Below are 26,995 nucleotides of genomic sequence, written 5' to 3'. Positions count from 1 at the left end.
ACAAACGGATGCCTGATACAAAAGATCTTCAATATTCTTTGACCGGGGCGCAAACTGGCATATGGTTTGCTCAGCAGCTTGATCCGGACAATCCAATTTACAATACTGCGGAATATATAGAAATCAATGGCTCAATCAATATTGCTCTTTTTGAAGAAGCTTTGCGGCACGTGATCAAGGAAGCGGAATCGCTGCATGTCCGCTTCGGTGAAAATATGGACGGGCCTTGGCAGATGATAAACCCGTCTCCGGATGTACAGCTGCACGTCATTGACGTCAGCTTCGAGCCTGATCCGGAACAAACAGCATTAAACTGGATGAAAGCTGATTTAGCAAAGCCGGTTGATTTAGGGTATGACCCTTTGTTCAATGAAGCTCTGTTTATTGCCGGGCCTGATCGTTTCTTTTGGTATCAGCGCATTCACCATATCGCGATCGACGGCTTCGGTTTTTCCCTGATAGCCCAGCGTGTGGCAAGTACATATACTGCGCTTATAAAAGGACAAACAGCTAAAGGCCGTTCCTTTGGGTCTCTCCAGGCCATTTTGGAGGAGGATACAGATTATCGCGGATCAGTGCAGTATGAGAAGGATCGTCAATTCTGGCTGGACCGTTTTGCAGATGCACCTGAAGTTGTAAGCTTAGCTGATCGGGCGCCAAGAACATCTAACAGTTTTCTTCGTCATACGGCATATCTGCCTCCGTCTGATGTAAATGCGTTAAAAGAAGCGGCGCGCTATTTCTCAGGAAGCTGGCATGAAGTCATGATTGCGGTGTCAGCTGTTTATGTGCATCGTATGACCGGCTCTGAGGATGTTGTGCTCGGCCTGCCCATGATGGGTCGCATAGGGTCCGCGTCACTGAATGTACCGGCTATGGTGATGAACCTTCTCCCGCTCCGGCTGACGGTAAGCTCTTCGATGAGCTTTTCTGAACTGATTCAGCAAATTTCCCGGGAAATCCGCAGTATTCGGCGACATCATAAATATCGCCATGAAGAGCTTCGGCGCGATCTGAAATTGATAGGAGAAAATCATAGATTATTTGGCCCTCAAATCAATCTTATGCCGTTTGATTACGGTCTCGACTTTGCCGGCGCCCGGGGCACAACGCATAATCTTTCAGCCGGTCCTGTTGATGATCTATCAATCAATGTATATGACAGAACAGACGGCAGCGGGCTGCGAATTGATGTTGATGCGAATCCCGAGGTATACAGTGAGTCTGATATTAAGCTTCATCAGCAGCGTATCCTGCAGCTGCTGCAAACGGCTTCTGCCGGAGAGGACATGCTGATTGGGCAAATGGAGCTTCTGTTGCCAGAGGAGAAAGAAAAAGTCATTTCTAAATGGAATGAGACGGCAAAATCCGAGAAGCTGGTCAGCCTTCAGGACATGTTCGAAAAGCAGGCAGTTCTTACGCCAGAACGTATCGCTCTCATGTGTGATGACATTCAAGTCAACTATCGAAAGCTCAATGAAGAGGCAAACCGCCTCGCGCGTCTGTTGATCGAAAAAGGGATTGGTCCGGAGCAATTTGTCGCTTTGGCGCTGCCGCGTTCCCCTGAGATGGTGGCCTCAATGCTTGGTGTGCTCAAGACTGGTGCGGCGTATCTCCCCCTTGATCCAGAGTTTCCAGCCGACCGCATTTCTTACATGCTGGGGGATGCGAAACCTTCATGCATCATAACGACTGAGGAAATAGCAGCCAGTCTGCCTGATAACCTGGCTGTACCGAAGCTTGTGCTTGATCAGGCTGTTACACAGGAGATTATAAAACGCTATTCGCCGGAAAATCCGGCTGTATCGGTTTCTCTTGACCATCCCGCGTATATCATCTATACCTCAGGATCAACAGGAAGACCGAAGGGAGTCGTTGTGACACAGAAAAGCTTAAGCAATTTTCTGCTGTCCATGCAGGAGGCATTTTCTCTAGGAAAAGAAGACAGGCTGTTGGCTGTGACGACTGTCGCTTTTGATATTTCAGCATTGGAGTTATATCTTCCGCTGATTAGCGGAGCGCAAATTGTGATCGCAAAGAAAGAAACGATCCGTGAGCCGCAGGCATTAGCTCAAATGATTGAAAATTTCGATATTAACATCATGCAGGCGACACCGACACTGTGGCACGCTTTGGTAACGAGTGAACCTGAGAAACTTCGGGGGCTTAGAGTGCTTGTAGGAGGCGAGGCGCTGCCGAGCGGTCTTTTGCAGGCGCTTCAAGACCTTCATTGTTCAGTCACGAACTTATACGGTCCCACTGAAACAACGATTTGGTCTGCCGCAGCTTTTCTTGAAGAAGGGCTGCAGGGCGTTCCGCCGATTGGGAAACCGATTTGGAACACGCAAGTGTATGTGCTTGATAATGGATTGCAGCCGGTGCCGCCGGGCGTTGTCGGAGAGCTTTATATTGCAGGCACCGGATTGGCCAGAGGTTATTTCCATCGCCCTGATTTAACGGCGGAGCGCTTCGTTGCAGATCCATACGGACCGCCGGGAACTAGGATGTATCGGACCGGAGACCAGGCCCGCTGGCGTGCCGATGGGTCTTTGGATTATATCGGGCGGGCGGATCATCAAATCAAAATTCGCGGATTCCGAATTGAACTTGGAGAAATTGATGCCGTGCTTGCCAATCATCCGCATATTGAACAGGCCGCGGTTGTCGTACGGGAAGATCAGCCGGGAGACAAACGATTGGCGGCTTATGTAGTCGCTGATGGTGCTATTGATACTGCCGAGCTTCGTCGTTATATGGGGGCTAGTCTTCCTGATTATATGGTACCGGCGGCGTTTGTGGAGATGGACGAGCTGCCATTAACACCTAATGGCAAGCTTGACCGGAAAGCACTGCCGGCACCAGACTTCAGCACATCTGTCAGTGATCGGGCCCCGCGGACTCCTCAGGAAGAGATATTGTGTGACTTGTTTGCAGAGGTTCTCGGTTTGGCACGCGTCGGTATCGATGACAGTTTCTTCGAGCTTGGGGGCCATTCTCTTCTTGCAGCCCGTCTGATGAGCCGCATTCGCGAGGTAATGGGAGCCGAACTTGGTATCGCCAAGCTCTTTGACGAACCGACAGTAGCCGGACTCGCTGCCCATCTTGATTTGGCGCAGAGTGCACGTCCCGCTTTGCAGAGAGCTGAGCGGCCTGAAAGGATCCCGCTATCATTTGCCCAGCGCCGGCTATGGTTCCTGCATTGTCTGGAAGGACCGAGTCCTACTTATAATATTCCGGTTGCTGTCCGTTTGTCGGGTGAGCTGGATCAAGGATTGCTGAAAGCGGCACTTTATGACCTCGTCTGCCGTCATGAAAGCCTTCGGACGATCTTCCCTGAATCACAGGGGACATCCTATCAGCATATTTTAGATGCCGATCAAGCCTGTCCCGAGTTACATGTTACTGAAATTGCTGAGAAGGAGCTTTCTGATCGGCTTGCCGAAGCTGTACGCTACAGCTTTGATCTTGCAGCTGAACCTGCTTTTCGTGCCGAGCTTTTTGTGATCGGTCCTGACGAGTACGTGCTGCTTCTTCTCGTCCATCATATTGTCGGGGACGGCTGGTCCTTAACACCGCTGACCCGAGACCTTGGGACGGCTTATGCGGCTCGCTGCCACGGACGAGCTCCCGAATGGGCGCCTCTTGATGTGCAGTATGCAGACTATGCGCTTTGGCAGCAAGAACTGCTTGGAAACGAGGATGATCCAAATAGCTTGATTGCCGGTCAGCTTGCTTTCTGGAAAGAAACCTTGAAAAACCTGCCTGATCAGCTTGAACTGCCAACCGATTATTCACGTCCGGCTGAGCCGAGTCATGATGGAGATACGATTCATTTTCGTATTGAGCCCGAGTTTCACAAGCGATTGCAGGAGCTGGCTCGCGCAAATAGGGTGAGCCTGTTTATGGTGCTTCAATCCGGTCTCGCTGCTTTATTGACAAGGCTCGGGGCGGGCACCGACATTCCGATCGGCAGTCCGATCGCGGGACGGAATGATGATGCGCTGGGCGATCTTGTAGGGCTGTTCATTAATACATTGGTGCTCAGAACTGATACGTCCGGTGACCCAAGCTTTCGTGAGCTTCTAGACAGAGTACGGGAAGTGAATCTGGCCGCCTATGACAATCAGGATCTGCCGTTTGAGAGACTTGTAGAGGTGCTCAATCCGGCTCGTTCGCGTGCGACGCATCCTTTATTCCAAATCATGCTTGCGTTCCAAAACACACCGGACGCTGAACTGCATCTTCCTGATATGGAGAGCAGCCTGCGAATCAACAGTGTTGGTTCTGCCAAGTTTGATTTGACGCTGGAAATCAGTGAAGATCGCCTTGCTGACGGGACACCAAACGGAATGGAAGGAATGCTTGAATACAGCACCGATCTTTTCAAGCGGGAAACTGCTCAGGCTCTTGCTGACCGATTGATGCGCCTGTTGGAGGCTGCCGAGTCTGATCCTGACGAGCAAATCGGAAATCTGGATATTCTTGCGCCAGAGGAACGCAGCAGCATGGTGACAGATTGGCAAAGTGTATCTGGAAAGATTCCGCACGCAAGTTTGCCAGAGCAGTTTGAGAAGCAGGCTGTTTTACGTCCTAAAGCTATTGCCGTTGTATATGAAGATCAGGCACTGAGCTATGCAGAGCTGAATGAAAGAGCAAACCGGCTTGCCCGAATGCTGATTAGTGAAGGTGTCGGGCCGGAGCAATTTGTGGCATTGGCACTGCCCCGATCGTTGGAAATGGCTGTCGGCCTATTGGCGGTGCTAAAAGCCGGGGCAGCTTATCTCCCTCTTGATCCGGATTATCCGGCTGATCGAATTGCTTTTATGCTAAAAGATGCACAGCCTGCGTTTATCATGACGAACACTAAAGCTGCAAATCACATTCCGCCAGTTGAAAACGTGCCGAAAATCGTGCTGGATGATCCCGAGCTGGCAGAGAAACTAAACACGTACCCTGCAGAGAATCCAAAAAATAAGGATAGGACTCAGCCGCTTTCGCCTTTGAATACGGCGTATGTCATTTATACATCCGGCTCAACAGGTGTTCCAAAAGGTGTGATGATTCCTCACCAAAATGTAACACGTTTATTTGCAGCGACCGAGCACTGGTTCCGTTTCAGCTCAGACGATATCTGGACCATGTTCCATTCCTATGCGTTTGATTTTTCGGTGTGGGAGATCTGGGGTCCTCTGCTGCATGGCGGGCGTCTTGTAATCGTGCCTCACCACGTCAGCAGATCGCCAGAAGCGTTTCTGCGCCTGCTTGTCAAAGAGGGTGTGACCGTTCTGAACCAGACACCGTCTGCTTTCTATCAGTTTATGCAGGCGGAACGGGAACAGCCGGATCTTGGACAGGCACTCAGTCTGCGCTATGTCATTTTTGGCGGAGAAGCGCTTGAACTCAGCCGTTTAGAGGATTGGTACAACCGCCACCCTGAAAATAGACCGCAGCTTATCAATATGTACGGTATTACAGAAACGACGGTGCATGTGAGCTATATCGAATTAGACCGAAGCATGGCAGCTTTACGGGCAAACAGCTTGATCGGCTGCGGCATTCCCGATCTTGGTGTATACGTGCTGGATGAACGCCTGCAGCCGGTTCCTCCGGGTGTTGCCGGAGAGCTGTATGTATCAGGAGCGGGGTTAGCACGAGGTTATCTAGGCCGGCCTGGTTTAACATCTGAACGCTTCATAGCTGATCCATTCGGTCCTCCAGGCACTCGGATGTACCGCACTGGGGATGTGGCCCGCCTCCGCGCTGACGGTTCTCTCGACTATGTAGGCCGTGCAGACCATCAAGTGAAAATTCGGGGATTCCGGATTGAATTGGGAGAAATTGAAGCCGCGCTTGTTCAGCATCCGCAGCTTGAAGATGCGGCAGTGATCGTTCGTGAGGATCAGCCGGGAGATAAACGGTTGGCAGCTTATGTCATCCCTTCGGAAGAAACATTTGATACGGCGGAACTGCGCAGATATGCTGCGGAGAGACTGCCGGATTACATGGTGCCTGCTGCCTTTGTGACGATGAAAGAATTGCCGCTGACACCGAATGGAAAGCTTGATCGTAAAGCACTGCCCGCTCCGGATTTCGCAGCGGCAGTGACAGGACGAGGACCGAGAACGCCGCAGGAAGAAATTCTCTGTGACCTCTTTATGGAGGTGCTTCACTTGCCACGTGTCGGCATTGATGACCGTTTCTTTGATTTAGGCGGACATTCCTTGCTTGCTGTACAGCTCATGAGCCGCATTCGTGAAGCGCTCGGCGTTGAACTCAGCATCGGCAACTTGTTCGAAGCACCTACTGTAGCCGGGCTCGCTGAAAGACTTGAAATGGGATCAAGCCAAAGCGCTCTTGACGTTCTGCTGCCGCTACGAACAAGCGGAGACAGGCCTCCTCTATTCTGTGTTCATCCGGCAGGGGGGCTCAGCTGGTGCTATGCCGGTTTGATGACCAATATAGGAACGGATTATCCGATCTACGGCTTGCAGGCACGGGGAATCGGGCAGCGCGAGGAGCTTCCGAAAACACTTGATGACATGGCTGCCGATTACATTAAACAAATCCGAACGGTCCAGCCAAAAGGCCCGTACCATCTGCTGGGCTGGTCCCTGGGCGGGAATGTCGTTCAAGCGATGGCTACCCAGCTGCAAAATCAAGGAGAAGAAGTATCCCTGTTGGTGATGCTGGACGCCTATCCGAACCACTTCCTTCCTATAAAAGAGGCACCGGATGATGAGGAAGCGCTTATTGCCCTTCTGGCGTTAGGCGGGTACGATCCAGATAGCTTAGGGGACAAACCGCTAGATTTTGAAGCGGCGATTGAGATTCTTCGCCGTGACGGCAGTGCGCTTGCGAGCCTGGATGAAACAGTCATTTTAAATTTGAAGAATACGTATGTCAATTCTGTCGGCATTTTAGGTTCCTATAAGCCGAAAACCTTCCGTGGAAATGTTTTGTTTTTCAGATCAACAATCATTCCGGAATGGTTTGACCCGATTGAACCTGACTCGTGGAAGTCTTATATTAACGGACAGATTGAACAAATCGACATCGACTGCCGTCATAAAGATTTATGTCAGCCGGAACCTCTGGCTCAAATCGGCAAGGTTCTCGCTGTCAAATTGGAAGAGTTGAATAAATAAGGGAGGAGAAATAGAATGGCAAATCCTTTTGAAAATGCGGATGGCACATATTTGGTGCTGGTCAATGAAGAAGGCCAATATTCCCTATGGCCGGGTTTTATAGATGTGCCGAGCGGCTGGACAGTCGTTCATGAGCAAAAAGGGCGTGAAGCTTGTTTGGACTATATCCAATCGCATTGGAGCGATATGAGGCCAAACAGCCTAAAGACTGTTGAAAATGTGTAATCGTATCAAAAAGAGACTGCTCGCCGCAGTCTCTTCAGCGTGTCGATAAACCCTCGCATTCGTTGTCAAGTCTGTGCGTTGGTGCTCACGAATTAGAACATTCGCTCCGCTCCAATGCTCATCTTTCCTAGAGTTCAAGGGTTTTCAATCACGCTGAAAACATGACAAAATCCTAAAGCTTTTAAAACGCTTTAGGATTTTGTCAACAAACTTCCGAAGAGACTGCTCGCCGCAGTCTCTTTTTCTAATCTTACGCAGACGTTTGGGTATGATCACAATCTCTGACCGGGTTTCCGTTTTCATCCGTACACCAAGATTGGGATAAAAACGCTAAAAACACAGCGGCCCACTGATCTGCAAACTGAATCAGAATACCCCCGTCATGCCAAGAGCCGTTGTCTTTTTTCCAGCGGGTATCCATTGCATTCCCTTGATTCATATGGATATTGTGCATTCCGTTGGTCGGGGTAAAGCCGAATATTTTATCTGCAGCCTGTTCAGGTCCGAATTTTGAACCGAATATATAAACCGGCGCTTTCTCATCTTGTGCTTTCTTCATATAGGTTTCAATAAAATCATTTAAATCATTATCAGGTCCCGTGATTTCATGAGGCAAAGGCTTCATTTCCCGCGGGTCAAACAAATTGCCCCGCACATAATCCAGTGCCACTTCACGGTTTGCTTCATTGATCCTTGTATATCCATACGGCATGTTCGGAAGGATGGTAATTGAGCCCGAATCAAACTGATCGTCAGCCAAATACAATACTTCAGATTCCTCAGAACTGGACATCACATTGATGGCGCACCTGTAATACGTATTCTCTTCACCGAGCATTTTGACTTGGAAATGAGGACTGTCATCATCTGTTTCCCGCTTCATGTCTAAGACTATGCCTTTTAACACGCCATATTGCTGAACAGCCATATGAATCCTCCTTTATGATCAACTTCATAGTCATAATTCGTGAAATGGTCTCTTTTTTCCTTTTAAAAAATAAAAAAGCCTGCAGAAATCTTTCTGCAAGCTCATTGTGAATTAAGCACCCGCCACAGATGATTCATCCTGTAAAGCTTTCTCGGCAGGAACATACTCATAGTCTAGATCTCTTGCTACAGCTTCATAGGTCACGTGTCCGTTTGCGGTGTTTAAACCCGCTCTCAGTGCCGCATTGTCTGCGAGCGCTTTTACTGCCCCTTTGTTCGCGATTTGCAGCGCGTATGGAACAGTAACGTTAGTCAGGGCGATTGTTGACGTACGAGGGACTGCGCCCGGCATGTTCGCTACAGCATAATGCACAACCCCGTGCTTTTCATATGTTGGCTGATCATGTGTTGTGATATGGTCGACAGTTTCGACGATGCCGCCTTGGTCGATCGCTACATCAACAATGACTGAACCAGGTTTCATTTGTTTTACCATTTCCTCAGTGACAAGAGTGGGAGCTTTAGCACCCGGAATTAATACCGCGCAAATGAGGAGATCCGCTTCCGCCACAGCATCAGCAATATTGACCGGATTAGAAATTAACGTTTTAATCTGATGGCCGAAGATGTCATCAAGCTGGCGCAAGCGGTCTGCGTTTAAGTCAATGATCGTCACATCTGCACCGAGGCCGACAGCCATTTTCGCCGCGTTTGTCCCGACAACGCCTCCTCCGATAATCGTTACTTTTCCGCGAGAAACGCCCGGCACCCCGGCAAGCAGAATGCCTTTTCCGCCTTTAGGCTTTTCTAAGAATTGAGCGCCGATTTGCGCTGCCATTCTGCCCGCAACCTCTGACATTGGCGTCAGAAGAGGCAATGTCCGGCCTTCACTGACCGTTTCATATGCGATGGCAGTTACTCCTTTATCCTTCAAGGCCTGTGCAAGCTCAGGCTCAGCTGCTAAATGAAGGTACGTAAACAGCACAAGTCCTTTGCGGAAATAAACATATTCTTCCGGCAGCGGTTCTTTTACCTTCATGACCATTTCGGCGTCCCAGACCTGCTTCGGATCAGCAATGATTTCCGCACCTGCTGACTCATAGGCTTCATTTTCAAATCCGCTTCCAAGGCCCGCGCCTGTTTCAACCAGCACCCGGTGGCCGTTTGAAATGAGCTGAGAAACGCCCCCGGGTGTTAATGCGACACGGTTTTCATTGTTTTTTATCTCTTTAGGAACCCCTATGATCATATCTGTCTCCTCCTGTATCTGTGATATTTTTAGTGTAGCTTGATATTTTGGAAAATTCTTTGTTTGATTAAGAAAATAAAAAAACATGGATTTGTGAAATTTCACAAATCCATGTGCCGAAGTTTGATATCTAAATAGATGGTGAATTTTTGATTCACATTTTTCAAATCAATTTCAGCAATCTGGCTGATCCGCTTAAGGCGGTAATTCAACGTATTAACGTGTATATTTAACAGCTTGGAAGCGGTGTTCACGTTGCTGTCCGCTTCAATAAAGCGCTCTAGCGTCTCTACCAGATTTGACTGGTGATCCCGGTCATATTGTTCCAGTTTGGAAAGCGAGTAATTATAATGGCCCGCCTGTTTCCGTTTTTCATTTAAGACATCTAAGTATTGATAAATGCCTAACTCAGAAAAGCTGAAAAGATGTTTGGTCTCTTCAGCGAACCGTTCCTTCGTTTTTAAGACGGACAATGCTTCCTGATAGGAGCGGGAGACAAAAGAAATAGAGTTGTATATTCCGCCAAAAGCGATAGAAACGTCTTCTATTTTATACCGCTCCTTCAGCTGTTTTTGCGTACTTAAAGCAAACTGTTTTAAATCTTGAAAAGGATGATCTGTTTTGGGTGAGGTTAATATAATAAGTTCATTGGAATCTACGGTCGCCAGCAGCACGTAAACCTGCTGGGTCGTTTCCTGTAAATATTGCAGCTGCTGTTCGATTTTTTCAGTCAGCTCGCCATTTATGCGGATGATCATAACGGAAAACTCTGAAGGAGCGGCCATTCCAAGCTTATGGAACCCATCCGCCATATCATCCTCCTGATGGATGTGTCCGGTCAGCATTTTCCAGAAAAATTCTTGGCTGCGTTCTTCATTTTTCGTTTTTCTGATTTGAAGTTTGAGAAGCTTGTTTTTCACTGCTTTTGCTGCCATTTGCAATGTCAGCAGATCTTCATCGGACAATGTTTTTTGGATCTCAAGCGCCCATATGAAGCCAAGCACTTGCTTGTTCTTCCAAATCGAAATAGCGACGCGGTTGCTCAGCCCGACTTCATCAATTTGCTTGACTCTGATCGGCTGGTCCGTTTTTAAGAGAGCTGGAATTGTCCCGTCTTTCCACAACTTGTTAATCACCTTCTCCGGTACCCTTCTGCCAATAATGGTAGACGTCCGGGCAGGGTCTGTGCAGTCGCTGTGTGTACTGTAGGCAAGCAGCTTGTGGTTAACATCCTCTATGGTGATCGGGCACCGCAGAACGTCGCTGATATGATCAGCCACATCTTCAAGTCTGTCAAAACTATATTTAAACGGATCATTCGGCATGGTCATAAATCTCCCTACTTTTCATGCTTGATTTCTCTTTGACATCTCATCCCCTTCCTTTTATTATGATTGTTGTTGTTTGTGAAAATCAACAACAAAGAACAGAAGCAAAAAAACAATTTCATGAGAGAAACGTTCTATATACATTTGGCGGTGTAATCGCCTTTTTGCAGGACAGTTGTATGCCTCATATAATACGACAGCTTATCCTATTAATCTTCTAAGAAAGTCATCGGAGGCAAGACTAATTAAGGAAAGAAAAAACTAAACCTTTCAGAAATGGTGCTGTAGCATCAAATTTTCTGAAAGGTTTTTTTTGGGAGTTGGGGAGTTATTTGGGTCTTTTGGATTATTCGGAGAATGAAGAGGAGATTAAGAAAATAAACCTATTTACTTTACAGTATATGTCATTTTTAAGTGATTCGGGGTAAACCATTGGACTCATTTTGTAAAATTAAAACATATTTGTTTGACTATGCCGAAAAACTGTTTTTATAATAATGACGTTCTAAAAATAAGTGAATTAGCCCATATTTAGGCTGATGGCACAGGAGGTAATGAGGAATATGGCAGGATTAATTCGTGTCACACCCGAAGAGCTAAGAGCGATGGCGAAGCAATACGGCGTTGAAAGCCAAGAAGTATTAAATCAGGTTGATCGTTTAAACCGAATGATCTCTGATTTGAAAAGCATGTGGGAAGGTGCTTCAAGCGAAGCGTTCGCAGATCAATACGAGCAGCTCAAACCTTCATTTATCAAAATGTCAGATTTGCTTCAAGATGTGAATCAGCAGCTTGATCAAACAGCAAATACACTTGAGTCTACTGACCAAGACATCGCAAATCAAATCCGCGGATAACAGTATGAAAGGGAAGGAGCGCCTGATTCAAAAGAAGACGGCGCTCTTTCTATGTAAGGGTGATCCTAAATGTATATTGATATTACAATAGATTTGAAACATTATAACGGCAGTGTCTTTGATCTCAGATTGTCAGATTACCACCCGGTGAAAAAAGTAATTGATATTGCTTGGCAGGCCCAAAACGTATCTATGCCTCCGCGCGAAGGGCACTGGATCAGAGTGGTGAACAAGGATAAGGTGTTTTCCGGAGAATGCAAGCTGTCTGATTGCGGCATTACAAACGGAGACCGGCTTGAAATATTATGAAAGGATCTGGTTGAATGTCAGGTAAACAAAAAACATATTTAGAAAACCAATTAGAAGCTGTTGCCGAGAAAACAGATGCCGGCTATACATTTACCTTTCAACGGGAAAAAATAAAGCTTCTCGACGGTCTTGAAGCTAACGTGATCAAAGATATAAATCCATTTTTTCATAAAGAAATCGATGTGACGGATGATGAAGTAATCATCACAATCCAACCTCCCTCCTCCTATAAAGCATTCCGCTTCATGAAAGCTAAGGATAAAAAAAGTAAATGGCAGTTTGCCTATCAGCTTGTTCAAGCCGTACAGCAGCACAATCTGTCGAGGCTGAATTTGATTGTCGCTCCTGAAAACATTGTATTCGATAAAGGGCTTACGCCTTATTTTCTCCATTATGGAGTAAAAGAAAGCATTCCTCCTTACGAACGTGATGAGGAAAGAGTATGGCAGGAGCTGAAAGCGGCAGCGGCTTTGGCAGTTGACGGCGCTTTTGCGTTTGAAGACTACCTGAAATTCAATGAAACGCTGACGTTCTCCGCAGAGGCAAAGGCGATATTAGATGCTGAATCCTATGATGATTTGCTCGAGCTGATTCAAACCCATATTGATGAGCTCGAAGCCAAAGCAAAAACATACATACATATCCCGAGAAAGAAGTGGAACATCCAGCGATATATCGGCCTGGGGCTCATTGTTTTGCTTGTACCGGCACTTATTTATTCGATGTACGCCTTATTTTTCGCGCAGCCAAAGCACCAGGCGATAGTGGACAGCAACCGTGCGTTCTTAAACAAGCAGTACAGTGAAGTCATCAGCACACTGTCCAAGTACGATGCGGAAAGCCTGCCTGAATCGGTGCAGTATCAGCTGGCGACGTCCTATGTTGAGGTCGAAAACCTGGGGAGTGCAAAAACCAAAAATATAGAAAATAACTTAGTCACCCTTCAATCTGACCCTCAGCATTTCTTGTATTGGATTGATTATGGTCGAGGAGAATACAAAGAAGCGATCAGTATCGGCCGTAAGCTTGAATACAATGATTATATTTACTTTGCCCTAGCTAAATATAAACAGCAGCTTTTATCTGAGGATACAAATGATGAGGACATACAAAAAGAACTTGACTCAGTAAATAGTGAGCTTGAAAAAGCGCAAAAAGAACGTCAAGAAAATAAACAGTCTAATTCTGAAACTTCGTTAGTCGATACAAGCGAAGAACAGACACAAACAGACGAAGAAAAACAAGCAGAAGAGAAAGCGGCAGAAGAAAAAGCCGCAGCCGAGGAAAAAGCGAAAAAAGAAGAACAGAAGAAAAAAGAAGACGAGAAAAAAGAAACAGAAAAGAAAGATGAGAAAAAAGATGACAAATAACGTGAGACATGAAGCACAGGTCATCGCATGCTGCCATTCGGCCGTAAGGGGGTTCGCCATTTGAGTCTATTATGGGTTTTTTACCAAAATAACGTTCAAAAATTAAATCTGTCTAACCTCCCGTCGTCTCATCCGGTGACCATAGGGCCTGATGTGAAGGATTCTGTTACGATCAGCTCCATTCCATTTAATAGCGGAGTGATTTCTCTTAAAAGAAAGGAATCCGGCGGCCAATACGAAGTTTTCCTGGGAAATGATTGTCTCGGCACGATTGAGACGGATATATCATTTACTCTCCAAACGGATCAGCAGGATATACGCTTGATATTGACGGGCAGTGAACCTGAGAAATCCGTTTATTTTACGGGAAATCGGGATGGAATTGTATGTTCCTCAGAAAAAACGAATGCAGATATTTATCTGAATCCGCAAGATTTTGCATTTGCAGAACAAAGCACGTTTTCTTTGCTTCGTGCAGGCGGCAGCTGGTCGGTCCGCCCTGAAAGCGGAACGATCTTCTTGAACGGAGAGAAAATCAACGCCAATACGCCGCTTAAGGCGGGGGATGAAATATTCTGGAACTTCACGCAAATGAGGGTGACGGAACAAGACCTTTTAGAAATTGTTCATTATGCCCAGTTTGAAACAGCGTTAACAGAAACGGTCAAACCGAGTACAGAGATGCAGAAAAAATATCCGCAGTACAGAAGAACGCCGCGGATGGTATACGATCTCCCGGATGACCGCGTTTCTTTCAGTTTTCCCTCTCAGGAGAGCGATCAAACCAACAGAGGGCTGTGGCTCGTCATCCTGCCTCCGCTTGTGATGCTGATCGTGATGGGCGTAGTTGCCATCATCCAGCCGCGCGGCATATTTATACTCGTTTCTTTGGCGATGTTTATGATGACTCTCATTACCTCGACAGTGCAATATTTCCGGGATAAAAACCAGCGGAAAAAACGCGAGGAAAAACGAGAGCGTGTATATAAGCTTTACTTAGACAATAAGCGGAAAGAGCTTCAGGCACTTGCTGAAAAGCAAAAGCAGGTTCTTGAATTTCACTTTCCTTCATTTGAACAAATGAAATACTTAACAAGTGAAATCAGTGACCGGATCTGGGAAAAATCACTTGAAAGCAAGGATTATCTCCAGCTGCGGCTTGGGACGGGAACAGTTCCGTCAAGCTATGAAATCAATATGAGCGGCGGAGACTTGGCGAATCGTGATATCGATGACCTCATGGAGAAATCGCAGCACATGCAGCGCGTCTATAAGGACATCCGCAATGCGCCGGTGACGGTCGATTTGGCAGAAGGTCCGATGGGGCTTGTCGGTAAATCACAAATTGTGAAAAACGAGATTCACCAGCTGATCGGACAGCTGTCGTTCTTTAACAGCTATCACGATTTGCGTTTTGTATTTATTTTTCATGAAGAAGAGTATAAAGACTGGGAGTGGATGAAGTGGCTTCCGCAATTTCAAATGCCCCATATATATGCAAAAGGATTTATTTATAATGAGCAAACGCGAGATCAGCTCCTGTCTTCACTTTACGAATTGATCAGAGAGCGTGATCTCGAAGATGACAAAGAAAAACTGCAGTTCAAACCGCATTTTGTATTTGTCATCACGAATCAGCAGCTGATCTCCGAGCATGTCATTCTCGAATATTTAGAAGGACAGCATGAGCATCTGGGCATCTCGACAATTGTCGCGGCGGAAACAAAGGAAAGCTTGTCGGAAAACATTACGACTCTTGTCCGCTACATTAATGAGCATGAAGGCGACATTTTAATACAAAAGAAAAAAGCGGTAAGAATTCCGTTCCGTCTCGATCATCATCAGCGTGAGGACAACGAACGGTTCTCACGCACGCTGCGGACGCTGAACCACCAGGTCGGCATTACGAATTCCATTCCGGAAACGGTATCGTTCCTGGAGCTTTTTCATGCGAAGGAAGTAAAAGAAATCGGCATTCAGCAAAGATGGCTGACAAGTGAATCGTCGAAGTCGCTGTCAGTGCCGATCGGCTATAAAGGGAAAGATGACATTGTGTACCTGAACCTTCACGAAAAAGCACACGGTCCGCACGGCTTGCTTGCGGGGACAACGGGATCAGGGAAAAGTGAATTTCTCCAGACCTACATCTTGTCACTTGCAGTGCATTTTCATCCGCATGAAGCGGCTTTCTTACTAATTGACTATAAAGGCGGAGGAATGGCGCAGCCGTTCCGCAACATTCCCCACCTCCTCGGCACGATCACAAATATTGAAGGAAGCAAAAACTTCAGTATGCGTGCGCTTGCTTCCATTAAAAGCGAGCTGAAAAAAAGGCAGCGTCTGTTTGACCAGTATCAAGTCAATCACATCAATGACTATACAAAGCTGTACAAGCAAGGGAAAGCAGAAGTGGCGATGCCTCACTTGTTCTTAATTTCTGATGAGTTTGCCGAGCTGAAAAGCGAGGAGCCTGATTTTATCAGGGAGCTTGTCAGTGCCGCGCGTATCGGACGAAGCCTCGGCGTTCATTTGATTTTGGCGACACAGAAGCCGGGCGGCATCATTGACGACCAGATCTGGAGTAACTCGCGCTTTAAAGTAGCGCTCAAGGTCCAGGATGCCACCGACAGTAAAGAAATTTTGAAAAACAGCGATGCCGCAAACATTACCGTAACAGGCCGCGGCTATTTGCAGGTCGGAAACAATGAAGTGTATGAGCTGTTCCAATCTGCATGGAGCGGGGCGCCTTACTTAGAGGAAGTCTACGGTACCGAGGATGAAATCGCGATCGTCACAGATACGGGTCTGATCCCGCTTTCTGAGGTTGATACCGAAGATAATGCGAAAAAAGACGTTCAAACCGAAATCGAAGCTGTAGTTGACGAAATTGAACGCATCCAAGATGAAATGGGAATCGAGAAGCTGCCAAGCCCTTGGCTGCCGCCGCTTGCGGAACGTATTCCGCGCACTCTTTTCCCTTCAGACGAAAAAGACCATTTCCACTTTGCGTATGTCGATGAACCTGATCTGCAAAGACAGGCGCCAATTGCTTATAAGATGATGGAAGATGGAAACATCGGCATCTTCGGCTCTTCGGGCTACGGAAAATCGATTGCAGCCGCAACGTTCCTGATGAGCTTTGCGGACGTATATACACCTGAAGAGCTTCATGTCTATATCTTTGATTTCGGAAACGGAACGCTGCTGCCATTAGCGAAGCTCCCGCATACCGCGGATTACTTCCTGATGGACCAGTCAAGAAAAATTGAAAAGTTCATGATTCGCATCAAAGAAGAAATTGACCGCCGTAAACGTTTGTTCCGGGAAAAAGAAATCAGCCACATCAAAATGTACAATGCGCTGAGCGAAGAAGAGCTTCCATTCATTTTTATCACCATTGACAACTTTGACATTGTCAAGGATGAGATGCATGAGCTTGAGTCGGAATTTGTCCAGCTTTCCAGAGACGGACAAAGCTTGGGTATCTACTTTATGCTGACAGCAACGCGGGTGAATGCTGTCCGCCAGTCATTGTTAAATAACTTGAAAACAAAGGTTGTCCATTATCTCATGGATCAATCAGAAGGATATTCCATTTACGGCCGTCCGAAATTCAATCTTGAGCCGATTCCGGGACGCGTCATCATTCAAAAGGAAGAGCTTTATTTCGCGCAAATGTTCCTGCCTGTTGACGCCGATGATGATATCGGCATGTTCAACGAGCTGAAATCAGACGTACAGAAACTTCAAGGGCGATTTGCTTCAATGGAGCAGCCAGCACCGATTCCGATGCTGCCTGAGAGCTTGTCTACGAGAGAATTTTCTCTCCGCTTCAAGCTGGAACGCAAGCCTTTATCTGTACCGATCGGGCTTCATGAAGAAACAGTCAGCCCAGTCTATTTTGATTTAGGCAAGCATAAGCACTGCCTGATTTTAGGCCAGACTCAGCGCGGGAAAACAAACGTCTTAAAAGTAATGCTCGAACATCTGATTGATGATGAAACTGAAATGATCGGCCTGTTTGACTCGATTGACCGCGGCTTATCTCATTATGCGAAGGAATCAGATGTTTCATATTTGGAAACGAAAGAAGATATTGAGCAGTGGATTGAAACAGCAGAAGACATTTTCAAAACTAGAGAGGCCATGTATGTGGAAGCCGTCCGCCAAGGAGACGCGCAAAATCTGCGATTCTCACAAGTGGTGCTGATGATTGACGGGATAACGAGATTCCAGCAGACGATTGATACGAGAATACAAGACCGTCTTGCTAACTTCATGAAATCATACGCTCATCTTGGGTTCAGCTTTATCCCGGGCGGAAATCACAGCGAATTCTCAAAAGGCTATGACTCCTTGACGACTGAGATGAAGCAAATCCGCCACGCGATTCTGCTGATGAAAAAGTCTGAGCAAAATGTCATTCCTCTCCCGTACCAAAGACAGGAGCCTGAGATTCAGCCGGGCTTCGGATATGTTGTGGAAAACGGGAAGGAGCAAAAAGTTCAAATTCCTTTATGTTCTGCTGAAAGGGAGAGTGCTAGATGACAGAACAACGAAAAAGCTTGATCAAGTTAATATCCGCCGTCATCATCATTTTGCTGCTGCCGGTGTTGTTTTTCCGATTTATCGGAGACGACCCAACGAAAAAAGCAGTCAATTCCACCCGGCAAATCGCGGTGGTGAATGAAGACACAGGCGTATTGAGTGATGAGGTAAAGTCTGATGAAGAGGACAAATCCGCCCAGTTCGGCAAGGAAGTAGCGGCCGTTCTGGGTGAACGTCCTGATTATTCGTGGACGGTCGTAAACCGAAGCGCGGCCGAGACCGGTCTCGCTTCAAAGAAATACGATGCGATCGTCTACATTCCCTCAGATTTCTCAAAAAACATTTTGAGCTATGACAAAGACCATCCTCAAAAAGCAACGCTCGAATTCAGCATTCAAGATAACCTGAATGCGGTTAACAAAGAAAAAGTTCAGCGTGAGCTTGAGGATGCCCAAAAGACAATGAACAAAAAAATGTCGGCCTTATACTGGAATTTTGTTTCGCAAAAAGTGGACAACATCAGAGGAGAATTTGACAAGATCGTCAATAAAGAATCTGAATTCCAGAATGTCATGTACAACTTTTACAAACCAAGCTCTAATGATTTAGCAGGTGAAATCAAACAGCAAAAAGACTTAATCGATGAGCTGAAGAAATCAATGAATGAAGCGCAAGGCACGACAAAAGAAAAAGCTTCTACAGCGGAGGAAGCTAAAAACACGCTGAAAGAATTCATTGATACAGTTGAAAGATACAAAGAATATCAAGAAAATCAGAAAAAGCTGCTTTTGGCAGCCCAGGATTCAACACAGCAGCAAATCCGGACAGGTCTGGATGCCATCCAGGCACAGCAAAAGGCGAATCAGTTCAGCGAACGCATGAGCGGATTGGCAACCGGGATCGGCCAAGCGAAGTCACAGTTTAATCTGACAAGTCTGGCCTTGGAGAACACCGAGAAAACAAGGGAAGGTCAAGTTCCACTTCAGGAAATGGGCATGAAAAAAATTGAAAATGACATGTTCAAAACTTTTCTGGCACGTTATAAAAATCAATATGAAGCAGTTAAAAACGAAAATTTAAATCAATTGCAATACAATATTGCGCAGCTGCGTCCTACTTTACAACCCGATAACACACAGGATGAGTCTAATGTAGACAATTCAGATGAAACAGATGATCGGGATAAGGAGAAAGAAGTCACAACTGAAGATATAGAGCTGGATTTAGAACAGCAACGTGACGAACTTAAAGATGTTGCAGTTGAAATCAAAGACATCTCTGAAGGATTAAAAGAGCCTGAACACGTAGACCCAACAACGCCGGGAGGCGAAGAACCAACAAATGGTGAAAATCCTAGTGCTGAGAATCCAACAACTGACGACCAGCCCGAAAACGGAGAAAATGGATCATCAGATGAAAGTCAAGATAGTGGTTCTTCAGACAATGGGTCCCAAGATGATGATCAAACCAATGAAAAAACAGACCAAAATCAGCAAGTTCCTTCAGTGGAAACTAATGATCGAGGTGCAAATGCGGAAACCACATCAGCATCTAAAACTGCTCTCCGTCTGATTCAACTCGCTGATGAAAACGACAGTTCAAATGAAAATGATGGATCACACGATGCTGATGATGAAAATGAAACAGATATTTCAAAAGCCAAGAAACGTCTGAATGAAGCTGCCGAAAAAATCCAGAATATTGAGAAGCAACTTCAAGAGAAAGAACAGGATCATAACACTAAGCTTGACAAACGTATTAAAGAGCTAAATGAGGAAATTAAAGAACTAGAGGGTACAGTTAAAGATTTAAATAACCAAATTAAAAACTTGTCAAGGAAGTTGAATGATCTCAATAGGGAACTTGATGCCTCTTATAGTCTGATATATAAAATGGAAGAAAGGATAATACAAACCTTACTGAATAAAGGGGATGCAGGCCGAGGAGAAAAATTAAAGCCTTTCTTTGCAAGCAAAATCAGTACAGAGAATATTTCTAATTTAATGAGATACTACAATTATTTATATTTGTACGAGGCAGCGCTTAATGACTCCCTCGATATCGGTTCTATGTCTATCTTAAGCGGAGAAGTTATCCAAGAACAAGATAGCAACGTCAAATCAGTCCTAGCCATCAAGCCGGAAGAATCAGCCAGCTGGGAAGCTCTCAAAAACAACACGATGCAAACAGATGAAGACATTAACAGCTTCATCGACGGAATGACCAAATTTGCGGATGACTACAGCGGCTTTATTCGTGACTCTCAAGCAGGTGTTCTCGACGAACTGACGAAAATCTCTGAAAGTGCCGCAAAAGCGTCAGAACAGCTTGTAACGGGCGCAACACAGGAATCTGCGACGTTCAGCAACGATGGGCTGTCTGGCACCATGGCACTGAGTGTCCAAGATACGGTCGGCCAGGAAGTGCTGCAAATGTCAGACATGATGGGTTCATTGTCTGATCGCCAGTCAGGCATCATTGATTACACAACCAACATGCAGCAAAGCGTCAATGATGTTCAAGCGAAAGCCGACATCTTAAACAACAACTGGGGGAAAAATGTCGCCTCCACGAAACTCGTGCGCAATGACGTATACGGCATACTCGGAAACACATTAGTAGACGGTCAAAACAATGGCTATGTATATGATTACTTGGCGAATCCGCTTAAAATCAGCGGAGAGGTTCCGGAAGAAAAAATTCAGACGGTACCTCCGGTTGTCATCCTTGTCATTGTGTTGATCAGCAGTCTGTTAATCGGCTATTTCAGCTCTTATTACCAAAACGCACCGCTTCTCGTCAAAGGAGCGTTATTCGGAATTCTGAATATCCTTGTCGGACTTATGATCAGCTTGTTCGGTTTGAATATTTATTCACTGCCGGACGATCAGACGATTAAGTGGTCGGTGTTTACGATTCTATTGCTGGTCGCAAGCTCTGCCTTCATCCGGACGGCATTCAGATTCGGATCAATCCCTGGCTGGGTTGCTTCAGCGGCAATGATTCTATTCTATGTCGCACCGCTTATTGATTTGATCATGCCGAACTTTACATTTGAAGATCCGGTTTCGAAAGTATATATCGACATCCAGTACGGTACTGGGCACTTGTTTACAATGGGAATAACAGTTCTGCTGATCATTACGGTGATTGCCGCGGCTCTGCCGCTGATTATCCGGCTGATGGCTGAACACACAGCAGAAAGCGATGAAACGTATGAAGCGTAATCGCAGCATGGAAAAGGGGATCATGATTTGTATGCTCTCCTTTTCCCTTTTCATACCCTCTGCAGCTGCTGCCCAAACTGAAGAAAATACAGATGTCGCGCCAAACCAGTATGAGAAAAAAGACATCGAAATCGATACGAATTATTTGCATGAAGATACCTACTATGAAGAAAAAACAGAACTGCCTGAGGAACAGAAGGATATCACTTTTGATAAACCGAAGGACAAGGACGCCGAGCTGATAAAAGATTTGTTTACATCAACAAATGCCGAGGATTCCAACACGATTGCGGCCCAGTCGAAACAGCTTGGAATTACATTTGCTGAAAAACCAATAACAAAGACATCATCAACGGAAACAGAAGATGAACAAGAAACATCATCATTGCTGCTGCCGATGATCTATGTCGTACTGATCCTGCTCGGAATTGCAGGCATCGTGTTCCTCATCCCAAAAGTCACAGCGCAGGAAAACAAGAAGGCGTAGGCCGCGTGCTTGTGTTGTGTAAAAGCGGTGCCGTACAATAATAACGGAAAAGGAGGTTTCCAATGGAACTTTATATCATCACCGGAGCGTCAAAAGGGCTGGGTCAAGCCATTGCATTACAGGCTTTAGAAAAGGGGCATGAAGTCCATGCCTTATCCAGAACGAAAACGGATGTCTCTCATGAAAAACTAACGCAGCATCAAATAGACCTCATCAATCTCGAAGAAGCTGAACAGCAATTTGAAACATTGCTCTCATCCATCGATCCAGATCGTTATTCTGGTATTACCCTGGTCAATAACGCCGGAATGGTAACGCCGATCAAACGTGCCGGCGAAGCGTCTCTTGACGAGCTTCAGCGCCATTATCAGCTGAACCTGACTGCGCCCGTGCTTTTGAGTCAGCTGTTTACAAAACGGTTTGCTTCATACAGCGGCAAAAAGACGGTTGTCAACATTACTTCAGGAGCCGCCAAAAATCCATATAAGGGATGGAGCGCGTATTGCAGTTCAAAAGCCGGGCTCGACATGTTTACGAGGACATTCGGATTTGAACAGGAGGATGAAGAGCTGCCGGTGAACATGATTTCGTTCTCACCTGGAGTGATGGACACTGAGATGCAGGCCGTCATCCGTTCTTCATCGAAAAAGGATTTCCACCACATTGAACGATTCCGGAAATTAAATGAAACAGGAAGCCTTCGCAGTCCGGACTTTATTGCCGGCACGCTGCTTTCTTTACTAGAAAAAGGGACGGAAAACGGCCGCATTTATGATATTAAAGAGTTTTTGTAGAGCAGATATTTTCTGCTCTTTTTTTTATACAAAAGGCTGCAGCCAGCGCATTTTATTGAACAGCCGCATATACTGACTGAAACGCTGCTTTTAGGGTATAACAATGATGATAAGAAGATCAAAATGATGTGACATAAGAATTGAGTTTCTCTGCAAATTATGTTAGGATTCTAAAAATATCTAAAGGAGGGGTTTCCATGAGAAAGGTTACATTAATGGATGTTTTCACCCATCCAATTGCACAAAAATATCTTCAGCGTTCCGGCGTGGCACATGCGATTGCCTGCGCTTATCATGCATACAGGCTGTCTGTGAAGGCTGACATTAATCCTGATTTAGCAGCAAAAGCGGCACTGCTTCATGACATTGGCCATTATGAATGGTATACAGACGGAAAGTGGGATTATGAGAAATACAAAAGAAATGACATTCATGCCATTAAAGGGGCGGAACGGGCGCATAAGCTTCTGATTCGGCTTGGCGAGGAACCGAAAGCGGCAAAAGAGATTGCACTAGCTATTTTGCTTCATACAGATTCCTATTTGCCTGAAGGCGAATTAGATAAAAACACGCTGCAGCAGATTGTCAAAAAAGCGGACGAACTGGATGAAGAGCCGGGCGGCCACCATCATTACCGCCAAATTGATCCTTCAACCGCACGAAAAAAAATAGAAAAGCTGGATCAATTAATCGACCAAGCCCAGGCATCTGTGATAAAGCCTGTATAAGTACGGAACAGCGCCCAGCTTTCTTCGCTGTCTCCGCTTCATCGATACTTCCTTTACACCCGCTTCCAAACGTATTCTCCTAAAATCTCCGCACCCCTTTGTTTTATCAGGTAAGCCTGTGTCATTATCCATAAGCGCGGCATAAGCTGAGATAAAACACACAAAGGGGATAAAAGTATGGTCAACCAAGGTAGTCCGCAACTGGTCTCTTTAGTCGATCCTTATGTCTATCAGACCATTAAAAAGCTCATCGGCTCAAGGTTCGTTATACAGACAGTACGAGATACGGTCAGAGGCAGACTGATCGATGTTAAACCTGACCATATCACAATTGAAGGAGCCCGAAATTCTGTTTGTTTGATCAGAATCCAGCACATGATTTCCGTCACCCCGGATTACAGTGAGCGGGTCTAACAGTGCTTGCGCATGAAAAATAGGCGTACAACAGGACGTCCTATTTTTCAGTTAAGCGCTGTAAAAATGCACTATGATACATTGTTCCGTCAAGGTCAAAACCGGCAAATTCCTGTTAGTCACCATCTGAAAAACAGAAAGTGACGCCGTACACTGTATAGCAGGAACGGACTGAAGCATGCTGACGGTCATGAAAATGATAACAGTCTGAATCTTTTACATACAGCCGGGATTTCCCGGTAAATGGGGCACAGAGGCGTGCTGCCTCATCAAAACATTCGAATCCGGCAATTTTGCCGTCTTGGTCGATATCCAGCAGGATACAATCATTGACTTTAAGCTCCTCAGACCGTATATTCCTGTTCCTTTTCGGAGGAAGAACATAAATATAAGCCAGTTCTGAATCTGTATCGTATGTCACGGCCTTCATCACCAACACTCCTTTCATTATATTAAGAGTTCTGATATGAGTTCATTTTTGTTACAATGATGGGGTATAAGTTCTTTTATCTGACAGACAAAGAAAAACTAGGAGGAACAAAGCTTGTTGAAATCAAAAGTCCATTTTTGGACATTGCAGATTTTATTTGTTTTGCTGATTATTTATGTAGCAACAAAAGTTTCATTTGTATTTCAGCCGTTTATTGTTTTTATCTCGACATTGTTTTTCCCGATGCTGATTGCGGGAATTTTGTATTTCATATTTAATCCGGTCGTCCGCCTGCTTGAGAAAAAAATTCCGCGGACATTATCCATCCTATTGATCTATTTACTGTTTATCGGTTTGCTTGCCTTTATTTCAGCGTCAGTCGGACCTATCATCACCTCACAGGTGACAGGGCTGTTTAACAACCTTCCGGATTATATAAAACAGATTCAGGCGCTGACAAAGGATTTGTCCCATTCTCAATGGTTTACCTGGATGATGAACCAGGATTATGTATCGATATCAAAAATTGAACAGTCATTGACAAGTTTTCTCCAAAACCTGCCGCAAAATATCACGTCCAGTTTATCTGCGGTGTTTGGCGTCGTGACAAACATCACGCTTGTTATTATTACTGTTCCATTTATCCTTTTTTACATGTTGAAAGACGGACACCGCTTTCCGCATCTGGCAGTAAAAATTCTTCCGGCTTCTTATCGGACAGAAGGCTTAAAGATTTTTAAAGATTTATCCGATACGCTTGCGGCATACTTCCAGGGGCAGCTGTTAATTTGTCTTTTTGTCGGGACAGCGTGTTTTATCGGCTATTTAATTGCCGGACTGCCGTATGCCCTGATTCTTGGGATTGTCATGGCGATTACCAATATCATTCCCTATGTCGGGCCTTTTCTCGGTGCCGCGCCGGCTGTCATTGTCGGTTTTATGGACTCGCCGGCCAAAGCGCTGTTTGCGATTATTGTGGTTGTCATCGTTCAGCAGCTTGACGGAAACCTGCTGTCTCCTCTTGTGATCGGAAAGCGGCTGAATACCCATCCGCTTACGATTATTTTGCTATTAATCGGAGCGGGAAGCTTCGGCGGAATTCTCGGCATGATTTTAGCGGTACCGGTTTATGCGGTAGTGAAGGCGTTCTTCCTGAATATTGTCCGCTTGATCAAGCTGCGCCAGCGGTCACGACTCGAGGAAAACGCAAAGCCAGCTGAATAGGCGGGCACCATTAGCGGCTCTTTGCATATGATGCTGTATATCAATGCGGAGGTGGGGTAATGCCTGCAATTGTGGGGCCGATTTATATCATGTCAGTTACGGGTAATGCCGCGGCAAGCTTTGGAGACGTATTTGCGATTTCGCCCAAAAGCGTCGCTCATTCAGGGGCGGGATCAGGCGCATTTCAGCTTGGTGATTTTGTGAAGATTAACAACCAAACGAGTAAAACTCTCTTCAAAGATGCCGATATCACTGATGAAACAGTTTCGTTTAACGGGTAACAGCCTTTTCACAAGAGGCTGTTGCTTTTTTATTGTATAATATGGGTAGTCTTTGAATAGAGAGGTCATGTTATGAAAATCAGAAAAGCAAATATCAATACGCAAACCGGAATGATCACGGACGTGTATCTGCATGAAAACAGAAAAGAACTGCGCACGCTTGTAGCGGTACCGCAGCTGGAGTGGAGCACGATCATTTCCTATGAAGAAGATAAAGCAACTCTGCCTGAACGGCTGGAAGCGTCGTTGCGCCGGCATACAGAGGAAACCCCTGCTGGTGAGCTGGCCAAAAAAATCATTCATTGGGTAACAGAAATGTAAACGGCGCTTGAAAGTTTAGCTCCTGCCTGATCAGGTGATAATGAAGACAAACAAGACGGGAGGACAGGCTTTTGAGTGAAGATAAAATGGATCTCTATTTGCAGCAAGGAATGTATGGGCCTTTGGAGACAAAGCCTGACGAGCGCCATTTGTTTTTAGGCTCTTTAAGAGAAAGAGTCGTTTTGGCACTGACGAAAGGACAGGTGCTTAGAAGCAAACCGTATAAAGAGGCGGAGCACGAGCTGAAAAACAGCCATAACGTCACCCTTTTGATTAATGGAGAGCTTCAGTATCAGTCTTACTCTCCTTATATCCAAATGGCGAACCGGTACGGAGTGCCCTTCAAGATTGTATCTGATCTTCAGTTTCATACGCCTTTAGGCATGGTCATTGCGGCTGACATCGCTGTGAATCGTGAATTGATATATATTCAGGACGACATTTATAATCGGTCAGTGCTGAAATCTTAAGAGACAAACGGACCGTTTGTCTTTTTGTTCATGGCAATTCACTTACAACTGGAGATAAGATATAATGTTCTCATACTGATGGCGGGGAGGCCGGCTATGAAAAAAGCACTTATTTGTATTGATTATACGAATGATTTTGTGGCGAGTGACGGAAAATTGACCTGCGGGGAGCCCGGCAGAATGATTGAAGAGGCGATCGTCAATTTAACTGAAGAATTCATCACAAACGGTGATTACGTCGTATTAGCAGTAGATTCTCATGATGAAGGGGATCAATATCACCCTGAAACCCGTCTTTTTCCTCCGCATAATATAAAAGGCACGGAAGGAAAAGATCTGTACGGAAAGCTTTTGCCTCTATATCAGAAACATGAACATGAACCTAATGTTTACTACATGGAAAAAACGAGATATTCTGCTTTTGCGGGAACTGATTTAGAGCTCAAACTCAGAGAGCGGCAGATTGGCGAACTGCACCTTGCCGGTGTCTGCACAGATATTTGTGTGTTGCATACAGCTGTTGACGCATACAACAAAGGTTTTCGGATTGTTGTGCATAAACAAGCTGTTGCCAGCTTTAATCAGGAGGGGCACGCATGGGCTCTTTCCCATTTTGCAAACAGCATCGGAGCGCAAGTGGCAGAGTAAGGAAGGGGAAAAA

General features: G+C 45.7%; 19 protein-coding genes and 1 pseudogene. 16 read left to right on the top strand and 4 right to left on the bottom strand.

Annotation, left to right across the window (positions count from 1 at the left end; genetic code table 11):
* Positions 1 to 8: 8 nt before the first annotated feature.
* The gene (gene dhbF, locus ACFVP7_RS17625) at positions 9 to 7,145 is read left to right on the top strand and encodes a non-ribosomal peptide synthetase DhbF (protein WP_396582581.1); all 7,137 of its coding nucleotides are present in this window, start codon (positions 9 to 11) and stop codon (positions 7,143 to 7,145) included.
* Positions 7,146 to 7,160: 15 nt separating this feature from the next.
* Positions 7,161 to 7,370, top strand: a complete 210-nt coding sequence (locus tag ACFVP7_RS17620) for an MbtH family protein (protein ID WP_003243183.1) — start codon at positions 7,161 to 7,163, stop codon at positions 7,368 to 7,370.
* A 250-nt stretch (positions 7,371 to 7,620) separates the two neighbouring features.
* Here ACFVP7_RS17620 and ACFVP7_RS17615 read toward each other — a convergent pair whose 3' ends face one another.
* The 3 genes from ACFVP7_RS17615 to adeR all read right to left on the bottom strand — a co-directional run bounded on the left by ACFVP7_RS17615 (position 7,621) and on the right by adeR (position 10,877).
* Positions 7,621 to 8,298 (bottom strand): YukJ family protein, encoded by a 678-nt coding sequence (locus ACFVP7_RS17615; RefSeq protein ID WP_003228755.1) that lies wholly within the window; start codon positions 8,296 to 8,298, stop codon positions 7,621 to 7,623.
* Positions 8,299 to 8,409: 111 nt separating this feature from the next.
* Positions 8,410 to 9,546 carry an alanine dehydrogenase gene (gene ald, locus ACFVP7_RS17610; RefSeq protein WP_338730762.1) on the bottom strand — a complete coding sequence of 379 codons (1,137 nt, stop codon included), beginning with the start codon at positions 9,544 to 9,546 and terminating at the stop codon, positions 8,410 to 8,412.
* A gap of 101 nt (positions 9,547 to 9,647) precedes the next feature.
* Positions 9,648 to 10,877, bottom strand: a complete 1,230-nt coding sequence (adeR, locus tag ACFVP7_RS17605) for a sporulation transcriptional activator AdeR (protein ID WP_015714632.1) — start codon at positions 10,875 to 10,877, stop codon at positions 9,648 to 9,650.
* Positions 10,878 to 11,437: 560 nt separating this feature from the next.
* On the opposite strand from adeR, the gene ACFVP7_RS17600 reads away from it, so the two are divergent.
* The 9 genes from ACFVP7_RS17600 to ACFVP7_RS17560 all read left to right on the top strand — a co-directional run bounded on the left by ACFVP7_RS17600 (position 11,438) and on the right by ACFVP7_RS17560 (position 23,608).
* Complete coding sequence (locus tag ACFVP7_RS17600) at positions 11,438 to 11,731, top strand: WXG100 family type VII secretion target (RefSeq protein ID WP_003220661.1); 294 nt, start codon at positions 11,438 to 11,440, stop codon at positions 11,729 to 11,731.
* A gap of 69 nt (positions 11,732 to 11,800) precedes the next feature.
* Complete coding sequence (yukD, locus tag ACFVP7_RS17595) at positions 11,801 to 12,040, top strand: ESX secretion system protein YukD (protein WP_122894663.1); 240 nt, start codon at positions 11,801 to 11,803, stop codon at positions 12,038 to 12,040.
* Positions 12,041 to 12,054: 14 nt separating this feature from the next.
* The gene (gene essB, locus ACFVP7_RS17590; protein ID WP_338730761.1) at positions 12,055 to 13,410 is read left to right on the top strand and encodes a type VII secretion protein EssB; all 1,356 of its coding nucleotides are present in this window, start codon (positions 12,055 to 12,057) and stop codon (positions 13,408 to 13,410) included.
* A 60-nt stretch (positions 13,411 to 13,470) separates the two neighbouring features.
* Positions 13,471 to 17,958 (top strand): type VII secretion protein EssC, encoded by a 4,488-nt coding sequence (essC, locus tag ACFVP7_RS17585; RefSeq protein WP_338730760.1) that lies wholly within the window; start codon positions 13,471 to 13,473, stop codon positions 17,956 to 17,958.
* Positions 17,955 to 21,185, top strand: a complete 3,231-nt coding sequence (esaA, locus tag ACFVP7_RS17580) for a type VII secretion protein EsaA (protein WP_338730759.1) — start codon at positions 17,955 to 17,957, stop codon at positions 21,183 to 21,185. The genes essC and esaA overlap by 4 nt, the downstream gene beginning before the upstream one ends.
* A 31-nt stretch (positions 21,186 to 21,216) precedes the next feature.
* Positions 21,217 to 21,672 carry a type VII secretion protein EssA gene (gene essA, locus ACFVP7_RS17575; protein ID WP_015251327.1) on the top strand — a complete coding sequence of 152 codons (456 nt, stop codon included), beginning with the start codon at positions 21,217 to 21,219 and terminating at the stop codon, positions 21,670 to 21,672.
* A 62-nt stretch (positions 21,673 to 21,734) separates the two neighbouring features.
* Positions 21,735 to 22,466 (top strand): (S)-benzoin forming benzil reductase, encoded by a 732-nt coding sequence (locus tag ACFVP7_RS17570; RefSeq protein WP_033884758.1) that lies wholly within the window; start codon positions 21,735 to 21,737, stop codon positions 22,464 to 22,466.
* A gap of 197 nt (positions 22,467 to 22,663) precedes the next feature.
* Positions 22,664 to 23,194 carry an HD domain-containing protein gene (locus tag ACFVP7_RS17565; RefSeq protein WP_003244444.1) on the top strand — a complete coding sequence of 177 codons (531 nt, stop codon included), beginning with the start codon at positions 22,664 to 22,666 and terminating at the stop codon, positions 23,192 to 23,194.
* A 177-nt stretch (positions 23,195 to 23,371) separates the two neighbouring features.
* Complete coding sequence (locus tag ACFVP7_RS17560; protein WP_003220677.1) at positions 23,372 to 23,608, top strand: YuzF family protein; 237 nt, start codon at positions 23,372 to 23,374, stop codon at positions 23,606 to 23,608.
* A 40-nt stretch (positions 23,609 to 23,648) separates the two neighbouring features.
* On the opposite strand, the pseudogene ACFVP7_RS17555 reads toward ACFVP7_RS17560, so the two are convergent.
* Positions 23,649 to 24,038 (bottom strand): annotated as a pseudogene (locus tag ACFVP7_RS17555) (DUF2283 domain-containing protein).
* A 114-nt stretch (positions 24,039 to 24,152) separates the two neighbouring features.
* Here ACFVP7_RS17555 and ACFVP7_RS17550 point away from each other — a divergent pair.
* From ACFVP7_RS17550 to ACFVP7_RS17530, 5 genes are all read left to right on the top strand, one after another.
* A complete protein-coding gene (locus ACFVP7_RS17550; RefSeq protein WP_015483636.1) occupies positions 24,153 to 25,262 on the top strand; it encodes an AI-2E family transporter in 1,110 nt (369 codons plus the stop codon).
* A gap of 59 nt (positions 25,263 to 25,321) precedes the next feature.
* Positions 25,322 to 25,543: a spore germination protein gene (locus tag ACFVP7_RS17545; protein ID WP_015384524.1), complete on the top strand. Its 222-nt coding sequence runs from the start codon at positions 25,322 to 25,324 to the stop codon at positions 25,541 to 25,543.
* 72 nt (positions 25,544 to 25,615) lie between these two features.
* Positions 25,616 to 25,864: a YueH family protein gene (locus ACFVP7_RS17540; RefSeq protein WP_003228783.1), complete on the top strand. Its 249-nt coding sequence runs from the start codon at positions 25,616 to 25,618 to the stop codon at positions 25,862 to 25,864.
* A gap of 71 nt (positions 25,865 to 25,935) precedes the next feature.
* The gene (locus ACFVP7_RS17535) at positions 25,936 to 26,334 is read left to right on the top strand and encodes a YueI family protein (RefSeq protein WP_338730758.1); all 399 of its coding nucleotides are present in this window, start codon (positions 25,936 to 25,938) and stop codon (positions 26,332 to 26,334) included.
* Positions 26,335 to 26,430: 96 nt separating this feature from the next.
* Complete coding sequence (locus ACFVP7_RS17530; protein ID WP_014477836.1) at positions 26,431 to 26,982, top strand: cysteine hydrolase family protein; 552 nt, start codon at positions 26,431 to 26,433, stop codon at positions 26,980 to 26,982.
* The last annotated feature ends 13 nt before the right edge of the window (positions 26,983 to 26,995 follow it).

This window comes from Bacillus sp. SG20033 (assembly GCF_044570195.1).
Taxonomy (GTDB): domain Bacteria; phylum Bacillota; class Bacilli; order Bacillales; family Bacillaceae; genus Bacillus; species Bacillus subtilis.
This window is presented reverse-complemented; position numbering and strand designations above follow the sequence as displayed.

Bases quoted from the DNA above. Each gene is read 5' to 3' on its own strand.
- ACFVP7_RS17600 (WP_003220661.1), top strand. From the start codon at position 11,438: ATGGCAGGATTAATTCGTGTCACACCCGAAGAGCTAAGAGCGATGGCG.
- ACFVP7_RS17560 (WP_003220677.1), top strand. From the start codon at position 23,372: ATGGTCAACCAAGGTAGTCCGCAACTGGTCTCTTTAGTCGATCCTTAT.
- ACFVP7_RS17565 (WP_003244444.1), top strand. From the start codon at position 22,664: ATGAGAAAGGTTACATTAATGGATGTTTTCACCCATCCAATTGCACAA.
- esaA (WP_338730759.1), top strand. From the start codon at position 17,955: ATGACAGAACAACGAAAAAGCTTGATCAAGTTAATATCCGCCGTCATC.
- ACFVP7_RS17545 (WP_015384524.1), top strand. From the start codon at position 25,322: ATGCCTGCAATTGTGGGGCCGATTTATATCATGTCAGTTACGGGTAAT.
- ald (WP_338730762.1), bottom strand. From the start codon at position 9,546: ATGATCATAGGGGTTCCTAAAGAGATAAAAAACAATGAAAACCGTGTC.
- ACFVP7_RS17530 (WP_014477836.1), top strand. From the start codon at position 26,431: ATGAAAAAAGCACTTATTTGTATTGATTATACGAATGATTTTGTGGCG.
- essA (WP_015251327.1), top strand. From the start codon at position 21,217: ATGCTCTCCTTTTCCCTTTTCATACCCTCTGCAGCTGCTGCCCAAACT.
- essB (WP_338730761.1), top strand. From the start codon at position 12,055: ATGTCAGGTAAACAAAAAACATATTTAGAAAACCAATTAGAAGCTGTT.
- ACFVP7_RS17540 (WP_003228783.1), top strand. From the start codon at position 25,616: ATGAAAATCAGAAAAGCAAATATCAATACGCAAACCGGAATGATCACG.
- ACFVP7_RS17570 (WP_033884758.1), top strand. From the start codon at position 21,735: ATGGAACTTTATATCATCACCGGAGCGTCAAAAGGGCTGGGTCAAGCC.
- dhbF (WP_396582581.1), top strand. From the start codon at position 9: ATGCCTGATACAAAAGATCTTCAATATTCTTTGACCGGGGCGCAAACT.
- adeR (WP_015714632.1), bottom strand. From the start codon at position 10,877: ATGACCATGCCGAATGATCCGTTTAAATATAGTTTTGACAGACTTGAA.
- ACFVP7_RS17615 (WP_003228755.1), bottom strand. From the start codon at position 8,298: ATGGCTGTTCAGCAATATGGCGTGTTAAAAGGCATAGTCTTAGACATG.
- yukD (WP_122894663.1), top strand. From the start codon at position 11,801: ATGTATATTGATATTACAATAGATTTGAAACATTATAACGGCAGTGTC.
- ACFVP7_RS17620 (WP_003243183.1), top strand. From the start codon at position 7,161: ATGGCAAATCCTTTTGAAAATGCGGATGGCACATATTTGGTGCTGGTC.